Source organism: Wolbachia endosymbiont (group A) of Barypeithes pellucidus (genome assembly GCF_964030885.1).
In the GTDB taxonomy this organism is placed as follows: Bacteria; Pseudomonadota; Alphaproteobacteria; order Rickettsiales; family Anaplasmataceae; genus Wolbachia.
The window spans coordinates 1258612-1270682 of record NZ_OZ034985.1 but is presented as its reverse complement, the minus strand read 5'-3'; the positions used below and the strand labels follow the sequence as shown (position 1 = coordinate 1270682).

The following is a 12071-nucleotide window of genomic DNA, read 5'->3' as shown; positions in this document are numbered from 1 at the left end:
CTATGCACTTGTTTTGCTTTGGTTATGGATATGTAGCTAAATTTTTATCGAAAAAACTACTGAGCTTAGGTTGGAAAGTCAGTGGCACATCAAGAAGTAAAAATATACAAAATGTAATCCTCTTTAATTATGAGAAAGTTAGTCAAGATCTGCTTAAAAGCGCAACGCACGTTTTAATTTCTATTCCTCCAGATGGTGATGATGTTGTGGAGAGATACGGTGATTGTCTGCAAAATGTCAAATGGTTTGGTTATTTGTCTGCAACTAGCGTCTATGGAGATCACTCTAGTAATTGGGTGAATGAGGAATCTAAAACAAAACCTATAGAAATCAGAGGAGAAAAGCGCCTTAAATCTGAAAGGAAGTGGCTGAATAGCAGATTGCCTGTACATATTTTTCGTTTAGCTGGAATATACGGTCCTGGTAGGAATGTGTTAATTGACTTGCAGCTTGGCAAAGCAAGAAATGTGAAAAAAGAAGGGCATTTTTTTTCTCGTATTCACGTTGAAGATATATCGAATATTCTATTTTCTTCCATGCAAAACATAAAAACTGGTGAAATATACAATTGTGCAGACGATTTACCCACTACACAATCTGAAGTGGTAATGTATGCGACCAAACTTCTCAATGTTAGCCCTCCAGAGCCAATTGAGGTTTCTTCCTTACCAGATTATGCACAGAGTTTTTATTTAGGATCAAAAAAAGTAAGTAATGTTAAAATTAAAAAAGATCTTAATGTCTCTCTAATTTACCCTAACTACAAGGTGGGATTAGAGAGTTTGCACGTAAAAAAAACTGAAATCACATTAGAATGATAGATAGGCCTATTGCTTAGTTCTGTAATTGGTAACCGTTCACGGAGATAAGTGGATTTACAAAGGTGGCAAAAAAGTGTAAGAGACTGTACATGATCTCAAGAAAGGAATAAACTAAGAGATAGTGTATATAAATGAGGATATATGAGGAGTTTATACCCAAGTGACATAAGTCGAGAAAAGTTTGAGATTATTGTAGCAGATCTGGAATCTTGCAGAAAGAAGACAAAACCAAGAACACTTGATTTATATGATGTATTTTGTGGGGTGCTATACGTCTTAAAAAGCGGCTGCCAGTGGAGAATGTTACCAAAAGAGTTTCCAAAATGGCGCAATTGTTACGACTATTTTAAGAAGTGGAGTGAAAAATCAGATGTAAATAAAGAAAGTGTTCTGGAGCTGGTATTAAAAAAAAATAGTTGGCGTGGTCCGACAAAACAATGGTCGGAAAGAAAAAACCAGCTTCTGCATAATTGATGCACAAAGTGTAAAAAATGCAGATACTGCTGAAGAAAAAGGCTATGATGCAGGCAAAAAGATTTCAGGAATAAAACGCCATATTGCAGTAGATACGCAAGCATGCAATTTATATAACGACAGCAGAGATAACTGACCGTAGCAGTGCTGTGAGAATGGTCGAAAATGCAAAAGAAAACCTCTCGAGAGTAAAAAATGTACTGGTTGATGCAGTGGAGAGAATTTTGCAACTCAAATAAAAACGATTATTGGTGCAACCGTTGAAGTGGTAAAAAGAAATGAATTACATTCCTTTGTTGTGTTGCCCAAAAGATGGGTTGTGGAGCGATCTTTTGCTTGGTTAGAAAAATGTAGAAGATTGTGGAAAAATTGTGAGCGGAAACTCAACACTAGCCTGCAAATGGTCGTTCTTGCTTTCACTGCTTTACTCCTTAAAAGATTATGAACAGGCTCTTAGATTCACTTCAAGTATGTATACATCACTAGACCTCTTGCATAACTCGATTTCTGAAGGCAATTTTGTCGTCAAAGCTTGTCTGCGCTCCTCAAATACATTCGAGTATGGGAGTGTTAAATAAACTGTGTCAAACCGAAAAAAAAGTAATAAATTGATATAAAAAAATGGAGGTTTGACAATGAGTCAGAAAGTAGTAAACAGAACTACCGGTTTGGTAGATTATAAAGAATTAGAAACAAATATCCTGTCGTCTATACGAGAAGGAAGACCGTTGACAGGAAGAGATGGAGCATTAACACCGTTTATAAAAAAGTTGCTGGAGGTAAGCCTGGAAGGTGAAATAGAAAACCACTTGTCGGCTAAAAGCGAAGAGAATAATCGAAGAAATGGGAGAAATGCAAAAACTTTACGTACAAGTGCAGAGCTATTAACACCAAGAGATAGAGAAGGAAGTTTCGAACCACAAATAGTCAAAAAAAGGCAAACAAACTTACATCCAGAGCTTGAAACGAAGATTTTGAGCACATTTGCCAGTGGTATGGGCTATAGAGATATAGTGTCACATGTTGAGGAAATTTATGATCACAAAATATCGGCGGCAGAGATATCAAGTATTACTGACAAATTGCTACCAGTAATCAACGAATGGCGTAGTCGCCCGCTGCAGTCTGTATATCCGATAGTTTTCATGGATGGCATGTTTTTTAAAGTCAAAGAGGACGGGCATTGCGTAAGTAAATGCATGTATAACATATTAGGCATAGATCAAAATGGCAAAAAAGAAGTATTAGGTTTTTATTTGGCTGAAAGTGAAGGAGCTAACTTCTGGTTGGGAGTGTTAAATGACCTCAAAGAAAGAGGAGTAGAAGATATCCTTATTGCCTGCGTTGATGGGCTAAAAAGCTTTCCTGCAGCTATAAACAGTGTCTTTCCTAATGCGGAAGTGCAGATGTGTATAGTGCATCAGATACGCAACTCACTGAAGTATGTGGCCAGTAAAGATGCGAAGAGTTTTTTGAGCGATTTAAAGAAGGTATATCAAGCTTCAAGCAAGGAAATTGCCGAGAATTATCTGTTGGAATTGGATGAAAAATGGGGCACAAAGTACCCTATGGTTATAAAATCTTGGCAGAATAATTGGGAAAACTTGTCTGGTTATTTTAAGTATTCTGGTCCAGTTAGGAGGATAATCTACACCACCAATCCCATAGAGGGGCTACATAGGCAAATTAGGAAATTCACTAAGACCAAAGGCTCATTTACCAGCATAAATGCCTTGTATAAGCAGGTATATTGTGCTATAAAGAAGGCAGAGGAAAAGTGGACGATGCCTGTACATGATTGGGCATTAACTATCTCTCAACTTGATGTTTTCTTTCCTGGCAGATTGAAAATTGAGTCGAACTAAAAATGCGGTTTGACACAGTTTATTTAACACTCCCACAACCAGGGTTAATTCCTGTTTTAATTTCTTTTGATCAAATATCCTTTTTTTCTCCTCTTCAATTGTTTTTAAGTTTTGTTTCATTGCTTTAATTCGTGGTTCAAATTCTTCTTGATTAATATATTCTTGAGCATAACTATCAATAAGTCTAGCAATACCTCGTTTTAATTTACTTTCTTGTTTCTCTAGTAAATTGCTTTTTTGATCCCATGATAATTTTTTAAGCTCTGAAAGTCTACGCTTGTATTCTTCTAAAACCCTATTTGGATTTTTTAATAAATGCTTAACCTCTTCCCACACAGCTGTTTCTAATGCATCTGTACGAATGTGTTTATTATCACAAATCTTATTACCACCAAAACGGTAAGAATCTCTACCAATACAACGATAATATGCATAATGATCAACTTTTTCTCCTCGCTTATTTCTTACAGAACTTCCGTAATATGCATAACGACAATGCTTGCATACGATTAAACCTTGTAGTAAATACTTTGCTCCTCTTTCTCTTGTCCTTGCTATTTTTCTATTCTCAGCTAATTGTTCTTGAACTATATCAAACACATCTTCGTCCACTATATTTGGCACTTCAACATAAATCCAATTTGCTTTTTCAACAGAATAAGTAGAGTAATTATCTTTCGGTTGTTCACAAGAATGTTTTTGTGGTCTTATATGTTGTAACTTTACACCTACTTTTGTTTTACCAAAAGCTGCTTGTCCTTTGTAAGCAGGGTTTTTTAACATACCCCAAATTACACTCCTATCCCAGCACTTTTTTCCTGTTCGTGTTATAATAGACATAGTATTTAGCCGACGGCATACTTCCCCAATACTTGCTCTTTCCCTGCTTACCCACAAAAATACTTTGCGAACAATATCAGCTTCTTCTTCGTTAATCTCAAATAAAGCTTGTCCTCCTCCCATATGTTTATCTATATAACGATAGCCATAAGGAGCTCCTCCCATTACGCTTACACAACCTTTATTAGCTGCATAAATCTTTCCACGACGACTTCGTTCCATAATTTTCGCTCGTTCATATTCTGCTATCATACCTTGCATTTGTAACAGCAATTGAGATTCTGGGTTATCGTTAATCTCATAATTTAAAAAAACCGCTTCTGCTCCTGTTTTCTCAAATTCTTCAAGTAATACCATTTGATATGCATATTTTCTAGATAAACGATCAGGAGAGTGAATCTATCAATTTTACCTTCTGTTACTTTATCGCGTAATTTTTCTAGATCAGGACGAACCAAATTAGATCCACTGTAGCCGTTATCAATAAATTTATACTCACTCAATAATTTGTACCCATCCATACCAATTTGCTTCTCTAAAGCTGCAACTTGACTTGCTATTGTATTTTCTTGTGCTTGTTTCCCTGAAGAAACCCTTGCATATAAACTCACTGTTACCATTTGATCCTCCTTGAATCCCATTTTTACCCTTTAAGTTTTTTTGACTTTCTCCCTTTGATGCTGACTTTTCATAAGCATCTGATAAATACTTTTCTGCCAACCGGTTAGGCTCATGGCTACAACTAATCCGTATAGCTAATCTCTTATTTCCCATTATCTTTCCTTGAAATAATATGTTCATATCATTCATTGAAGCTGATGGTTAATTGATTATTAGCGCTATAAATAAATGGAACTCTTGTTTTTGGACACAGAAGTTTTCGAGAAATAGTTTTCTCTAGTTTTATGTTTTTTGCAACATTGTTGGCGGAGTAGTGATAAGGGGACTGGCAAAATGTGTCAAGGAATTCTTATTAAAACTAAAGAGCTCAAATGAAAGAAGGTAAACTCTAAAGTATACATTTAGTAGCGCTTTCTATGAGAGAAATCGTATTATCTATTCCATAAAGCTTTATGAAGGATCCCATTCTTGGGCCGGTTTTTTGGCCAAGTAACGTTTCATATAATAGCTGAAACCAATCACGTAAGTTGGTGTAATCATATTTTTTTCCAATAGAAAATACCTGAGATTGAATTTCTTCAGCAGTAGCAGTTATAGATAGAGAATGTAAAGTGTCCTTCAAATCTAGTAACGCTTCTTTCTCTTTTGCATTTAGAGTTTTATATGATTTTGTTGGTTTGATAAAATCGTGGTAATACTTTACTGCAAAGTCTGAAAGTCTATCAAGCATTTTATTATTTTCTGGTGTAACGTTTGGTGCATAAGAGGATATAAAACCCCATAGGATCTCTTTGTTTTCGGCGTTACAAGCTGCTGCTAGGTTTAAAAGTAGCGAGAAATTTATGCCTGAAGTATCTATATTTGGAACTTTGCCCTGGTGGATATGCCATGCAGGATTGTCTAATCGTTGTTCTAGTGAAAAATTAGCACCTCGGTCAGCAGTGCTTGACACTGGAATCCATATTTTTTCTTCCTGGATCCCAGTGTCCGCTACTCGGATGACAGTAGAGAGGTCTGGGATAACAGAAGCCTCTGAGGTAACAAATGATTCTGAAATTATAGGCGATTCTGCAGTAAGTCTACTGTCTGTATCCTTTTCTTTATTCTCATTATAACGCTTAACAAACTCTAGATACTCATCAGTTGATTTTGGTATCACATCAAAATATAAACGTTTAGCTTTTTTAGGACTCTGAAAAATGTACAATGCTAAGCTCTCTGTTGGTGCGTAAGTTAGCCACTCTTCAATCGAAATACCATTTCCTTTTGATTTTGATATCTTCTTTCCTTCTTTATCAAGGAAAAGTTCATAGCAAAACAGAAGTGGTGGTTTTTCTCCAAGTATTTCACATATTTGACTTGAAAGCACAGCAGATGGAGTTAAATCTTTTCCATGAGCTTCGTAATTTACTCCAAATGCAGCCCACCTCATGCCCCAATCAGGTTTCCATTGCAGTTTACATTTTCCTTTTGTCACTGGAACTTCTATTTTTTCCCCGTTTGGGTCTTCATATGTGATTGTTCCTTTATCTGTATTTGTTTCAATTACTGGAACTTGTAAAACTTGAGAAGTTTTTGGGCATATTGGCAAGAATGGACTATAAGTCTGCTGTCTTTCTTCCCGAAATGATGGAAGCATTACGTCCATCACTTTATCATAATTTTTCAGCAAGAGTAAAAGTTTTTCATCGTAAACGCCAGACTTATAACACTCTGTTGCACTCCTGAACTCGTATTCAAATTCAAATAAATCAAGGAATTTACATAGTAACGCATTCATGTGATGACCATAACTTTCATGAATCCCAAATGGATCAGGTATCATAGTCAATGGTTTATTTAAGTGCTCTCTTAGCATCTCTTGATTTGGCACATTATCTGGTATTTTTCGCAAACCATCCATATCATCTGAAACTGCAATGATTTTGGTTTTTATACCAGGAGCTATTTTTTTTAATGCATTTACAACAACTGTAGTGCGGAAAACCTCTCCAAAGGTTCCTATGTGGGGTAAACCAGAGGGTCCATAACCAGTTTCAAATATTATTTCTTTTTTATTAGGAAACTCTTGCAATATTTTTTCTGCTTCTTGAAATGGCCAACTTGTCATTATCTGGGTTAAATTATTAATCAATGTATCTTAACTTAAAGTGCTACTAGTTTCAATGGATTTTTAATATAATGGTATAGTATTAGTGTTAGAGCTATTATTAGAAGGTTAAAGATATGTCCACAGGTAGTATACAAACAGATCAATTATTTAAAGGTCTTACAAGACCTGCAATGCTCTTTGGTGTGAGTTATATGTTTGCAATATTAAACGTCCTGATTTGCATGCTAATTTTCATTAATTCAAATGATTTGCGAGTGATTCTCTTAATGTTACCAGGTATACATGGACTTGGCTATATAGCTTCTGCAAAAGAACCGTTGTTTATTGAATTATTTATGGTAAAATTAGGAAAGTGCTCGAAATGTTTAAATCGTTTTTATCATGGAGCCAATTCTTATGATATTGCTTAATGTTGTGTGATGCTGAGGTTTAGGGCTATTCAATCAAAGAATAAGTCTACTCTGAGCAGGGAAGTTCACGCTGCTGAATTTATTCCTTATTCTTGCTATTGGAATAGCACAACCTTGATGACAAAAGAAAATTGGTTGGTTAAGGTTATAAAATTAAGTGGCTTTGCATTTGAAACCGCCGATGACGAGGATTTAGTAATACAAAATAATATCAGGAATCAGATGCTCAGAAGCATTTCATCTCCGGCATTTAGTTTGTATTTTTATACCATCAGACGTAAAAAAAATATTTTTTCTGATGAATTTGCAAGTCAAGGTTTGCCGAATTTTTTCGCTAATCACGTAAATTTAAAATGGAGAGAAAAACACGCAACAAGGCAATCATTTATTAATGACCTATACATTACGATTATCCGTAGAGCGGACACAAAAGGAGTAGAATTTTTGTCATATCTACTAAAAAAATTCGGACATGTAACTTCAAAACATGCTTGGGAAAGTGATATGCGTGCCACGTATGAAGATTTAGAAGAAACGACAAATCGTGTAGTGACAAGCCTTAGAAATTATTCGCCTAAAATTCTTGGAGTAAAAGAAACTCCAGATGGTTTGTTCTGTGAAATAATGGAGTTTCTATCTAGAATTGTAAATTGTGGCTTTGTTACAAATACGCTTTTTCCGCTAAGAACTGAAATATCAAGATACTTACCAGTACATAGGTTATTCTTTGGCCGTAAGATGATACAGGTTGTGACTCATAATGAGAGTAAATATGCTGGAATAATTAGTATCAAAGAATATGGAAATCATACTTCTGCAGGAATGCTTGATTCATTTTTACAACTTCCTTACGAGTTTATAATTACACAATCTTTTCAATTTATAAACAGGCAAATGGCGATTGGAAAAATGCAGATACAGCAAAATCGAATGATACAGTCTGCAGATAAAGCTATTTCTCAAATAGCAGAAATTTCTCAAGCGCTTGATGACGCAATGAGTGGTAAGATTGCGTTTGGTCAACATCACCTGACTATTTTATGTATAGAAAAAAGTCCTAAATCATTGGATAACGCTCTGTCGTTGGTAGAGTCTGAGCTTTCTAATTGCGGTGTTTACCCTATCCGTGAGAGAGTTAATCTTGAACCAGCATTTTGGGCGCAAATTCCTGGTAATTTCGATTATATAGTGAGAAAAGCTACAATAAGTAGTCTTAATTTGGCTGGATTTGCATCTCAACATAATTATCCTACTGGCAATAAATTCAATAACCACTGGGGAGATGCCGTTACAGTTTTTGACACGACATCTGGTACTCCATTTTTTTTCAACTTTCATATAAGGGATGTTGGACACACTATGATAATTGGCCCAACCGGCGCTGGTAAAACTGTTTTAATGAATTTCTTGTGTGCCCAAGCGATGAAGTTTTCTCCAAGGATATTCTTTTTTGATAAAGATCGCGGTGCAGAGATTTTCTTAAGAGCACTTAGTGGTATCTATACTATAATAGAACCAAGAACTAAAACAAATTTTAACCCTTTGCAACTTGATGACACCTCTGATAATAGAACATTTTTAATGGAGTGGATAAAGTCTTTAATTTCGGTATATAATGATAAATTTACTTCAGAAGATATTGCACGAATTAATGATGCAATTGAAGGGAATTTTAAATTAAGAAAAGAAGACAGGTTCTTGAGAAACCTCGTACCGTTTTTAGGGCTTGCAGGTCCTGATACTCTAGCTGGGGCAATATCTATGTGGCATGATAATGGTTCTCATGCTGCAATATTTGATAATAAAGAAGATTTGCTAGATTTTTCACGAGCAAGAATATTTGGTTTTGAGATGGCTAGCTTGCTCAAAGATCCCGTTGCTCTTGGACCGGTCTTGATTTATTTATTTCATAAGATTAGTATATCTCTTGATGGCACTCCATCTATTATCGTTCTTGATGAGGCATGGGCATTAATAGATAATCCAGTTTTTGCACCCAAGATAAAAGACTGGTTGAAGGTACTGAGAAAACTAAATGCTTTTGTGATTTTTGCTACTCAGAGTGTTGAGGATGCAAGCAAAAGTGCTATTAGCGATACGCTTGTACAACAAACAGCGACACAGATTTTTTTACCAAATCTGAAAGCTACTAGTGTCTATCGGGATGTTTTTATGTTAACTGAACGTGAATATATATTAATTAAGCACACAGATCCAAGTACTAGATTCTTTTTGGTGAAACAAGGAGTTAATGCTGTAGTAGCTAGAATAGACTTAAAAGACTTAGATGATATAATCAACGTATTATCCGGACGTGCAGAAAGTGTTCTATTGTTACACGATATATTAAATGAAGTTGGGGACAACCCAAAAATATGGTTACCTATATTTTATCAGAAGGTAAAAAATGTTTAAAACTAAGCTGTCATTATTGCTAATCGCAATATTCTTATTAAATATAGATTTTTTACTCTCATATCCAGTACTTGCAGATGAAGTAAGTGGTAATGACAGGACGAAATTTGTTAGTAGATTTAACTCTACTGGCAGCTTTAGCCGTGCCTCTAATCCTGATTGTGGAGCTTTTAAAACAGCTGCAGCACTTGCTGGAATAGCGATTGCTGTTGGTGCAATATTTACTGGCATTGTTTTGATCGTTTCTTCTGCTGGTTTGTTTACTGCTTTTGTTATTGTTGGAATGATAGCTGCAATCGTTGGAGTCTGGAAAGCCATAGGTGGGCTTGTTGTTTGTGAACATAGTTTTGTTAAACACCCAGTTGCACGTGATCATGATGGAAAATACAAAAATTTTAAATTAGAAGACACAGGTTATAGTGGCTGCACCAATGAAAATTACCAAACAGAAGATGAATATTTTTCTTGTTTGCAAGATAAAGCTCGGGAAGACGTGAACAAAAAAGATTATGACGGGAAAAGAGCAGAAAAAGAAGCCTTAAATTCTAACGTTCAGGAGAGTACAGAGAGTTATTACTGGCCAAAAAACGGTGTGCAATACAGTGAATATATAGAAGTATGTCATCGAAACCCCTTAACGTTTGGTAATCTTTTTGGTGATATAGACTTTAATGTTAGAGAGAAGGACACTGGATATGAAGGTGGGTCATGGTCCCCGAGGGTTGATGGCGAGCTGAAATGTGAAGTGCTTAAAGCTGGACAGAGCAAAACTATACATGGATCAACATTCAAAGCAGTAAAAAAAATGGGCAGATTGTGTGTGGAGTTAGCAAGTGTGAGAATGCTTGGTATCGAAATGACTCCTTGGCCGCAAGGGGTTGATATGGGGTGCACGGAATTGCCACCTGACCCACTTGCTCCTATGTGTGAAAAATCTGTGATGATATTCAAAAATAAAGATGGTACAGGAAAGGAAGAAGTTCCTATTGGTAATAATGATGATTATAAAACTACTATAAGAAATAAGGAAAAAGAAGGAAAAATTTTTGCAGGTTATGATAATGCCAGTTGTTTTAGCTCGTATGTTTCTGAAGCTTGTTATAACCAGGCTGGAAGTAAATCATTAGCTCCTATTCCCGTAACTTCTATGATAGTGCAATGCATTAAGGAATCGTTAGATAATTTAGTTGCAGGTATTGATTCAAGTGGCAGCCCACTTAAGGATCAAAATGGACATAACAAGGGCAGTTTCTTGTCTGTAGCACAAAAGAGGTTGAAAAACACTGTCACTGCTGTTTTGGTTTTAGCTTTAATACTGTTCTCTATAAAAGCCATGTCTGGTGGAGTGCGCAGCCCACAAGAAATGTACATGTTGATTATTAAATTCGCTTTAGTGATTTACTTCACAACAGGCAGTACCATGTCTCATTATTATGGAGAATTAACTCGTCTCTCAAATGGTTTGTCAGAAATAGTGCTCAAAGCTTCATCTGAAAGTAAAGGTATATGTAACTACAAAGCAGAGGATTATAAATACGACCGTGCAGGAAAGAAGGTATCTTACAGTTATCTTGCACCTTGGGATAGGCTTGATTGTAGAATTTTATTTTATTTAGGTGCCCCTTTAGATGGAATTGGTGGCAAAATTGGTACTGGAGGTGTTGCAACGTTAGCGGTCTTGCTTGGTGCTGCTCCTGTTTTGTTAGCTGCAGGTTCGGTGATTGGTATTATTTTCGCTGGTGGACAAATTTTAGTAGCTCTTGTCTGTATATTTATGGCCGTTCTGATGATGATGGTTATTTTGTGGCTGTGCTATGTATTTATTTTATCTCTAGTTGCTTTAAGTGTAATCATCATTTTATCACCTTTGTTTATTCCTATGGTTTTATTCCAACACACCAAAGGATATTTTGATGGCTGGGTAAGAGAATTAATCACCTATAGCTTATACCCGGTTATCCTTTTTGCGTTTTTGTCCTTTATGTTCATAGCATGTGATAAAATCTATTATAAAAATTTGAACTTTGAGCCGGACAAGGAATATGAGGAGAAAATAAAAGCCTCGGGTGGTAGTAAAAAACAATGGTTTAAGTTAAGAGATGGAGAATGTAATAACAATAAAACTACTCTAGCGTGTATGATGCAAAACTACAGCTTTAAAAAGAGCACTATACTTGGTCTATTTGATTTTACATACATGGAATTTGGCAGCTCTCTCATCGGAGAATTATTAAAATTGTGTTTAGTATTATTCCTCTTTTACCATTTTTTAAACATTCTTCCTAACATGGCTGCCGAACTTGCTGGTAACCATAGAGCAGCACTTGGCTCAGGTCATACACCTGGACAAATGGTGGGCAAAGCTTTATCCGCTGCCAAAGCTGCTGCTGGGGGAGTTGCTGGAGTTGCTGGTGCTGCTGCTAAGAAGTTGAGTAGTGGAGACAAGAGTCAATCTCGAGGTTCTGGTCCTAGTAGCTCCGAGAGTGTTAACAAAAGCACTGAATAAGTTGGA

8 protein-coding genes and 1 pseudogene are annotated in these 12071 nt (G+C 36.0%); 6 read left to right on the top strand and 3 right to left on the bottom strand.

Features of this window, described 5'->3' with window-relative positions; all coding sequences use genetic code 11:
* Positions 1-2: 2 nt before the first annotated feature.
* The 3 genes and pseudogenes from ACQH1X_RS06460 to ACQH1X_RS06450 all read left to right on the top strand — a co-directional run bounded on the left by ACQH1X_RS06460 (position 3) and on the right by ACQH1X_RS06450 (position 3160).
* Positions 3-818, top strand: a complete 816-nt coding sequence (locus tag ACQH1X_RS06460) for an SDR family oxidoreductase (RefSeq protein WP_425386049.1) — start codon at positions 3-5, stop codon at positions 816-818.
* Positions 819-962: 144 nt separating this feature from the next.
* Positions 963-1740, top strand: a pseudogene (locus tag ACQH1X_RS06455) (IS5 family transposase).
* A 190-nt stretch (positions 1741-1930) separates the two neighbouring features.
* Entirely contained in the window at positions 1931-3160 is a 1230-nt protein-coding gene (locus tag ACQH1X_RS06450) for an IS256-like element ISWpi15 family transposase (RefSeq protein WP_425385843.1), read from the top strand.
* Here the strand turns inward: ACQH1X_RS06450 and ACQH1X_RS06445 are convergent.
* The 3 genes from ACQH1X_RS06445 to lysS form a co-directional block, all read right to left on the bottom strand.
* Positions 3101-4357, bottom strand: coding sequence for a recombinase family protein (locus ACQH1X_RS06445; protein WP_425386048.1), 1257 nt, complete (start codon positions 4355-4357; stop codon positions 3101-3103). The two genes, ACQH1X_RS06450 and ACQH1X_RS06445, sit on opposite strands and share 60 nt — an antisense overlap.
* Positions 4306-4641 carry a recombinase family protein gene (locus ACQH1X_RS06440; RefSeq protein WP_419247151.1) on the bottom strand — a complete coding sequence of 112 codons (336 nt, stop codon included), beginning with the start codon at positions 4639-4641 and terminating at the stop codon, positions 4306-4308. Before ACQH1X_RS06440 ends, ACQH1X_RS06445 begins: the two co-directional genes overlap by 52 nt.
* Before the next feature lie 368 nt (positions 4642-5009).
* Complete coding sequence (gene lysS, locus ACQH1X_RS06435; protein ID WP_425386047.1) at positions 5010-6731, bottom strand: lysine--tRNA ligase; 1722 nt, start codon at positions 6729-6731, stop codon at positions 5010-5012.
* A 116-nt stretch (positions 6732-6847) separates the two neighbouring features.
* Here lysS and ACQH1X_RS06430 point away from each other — a divergent pair, with 116 nt between their 5' ends.
* The 3 genes from ACQH1X_RS06430 to ACQH1X_RS06420 are packed head-to-tail and all read left to right on the top strand — an operon-like array spanning position 6848 to position 12065.
* Complete coding sequence (locus tag ACQH1X_RS06430; RefSeq protein WP_007548615.1) at positions 6848-7144, top strand: type IV secretion system protein VirB3; 297 nt, start codon at positions 6848-6850, stop codon at positions 7142-7144.
* 9 nt (positions 7145-7153) lie between these two features.
* Positions 7154-9559, top strand: coding sequence for a VirB4 family type IV secretion/conjugal transfer ATPase (locus tag ACQH1X_RS06425; RefSeq protein WP_425386046.1), 2406 nt, complete (start codon positions 7154-7156; stop codon positions 9557-9559).
* Entirely contained in the window at positions 9552-12065 is a 2514-nt protein-coding gene (locus tag ACQH1X_RS06420) for a type IV secretion system protein (protein WP_425386045.1), read from the top strand. Before ACQH1X_RS06425 ends, ACQH1X_RS06420 begins: the two co-directional genes overlap by 8 nt.
* Positions 12066-12071: the final 6 nt, after the last annotated feature.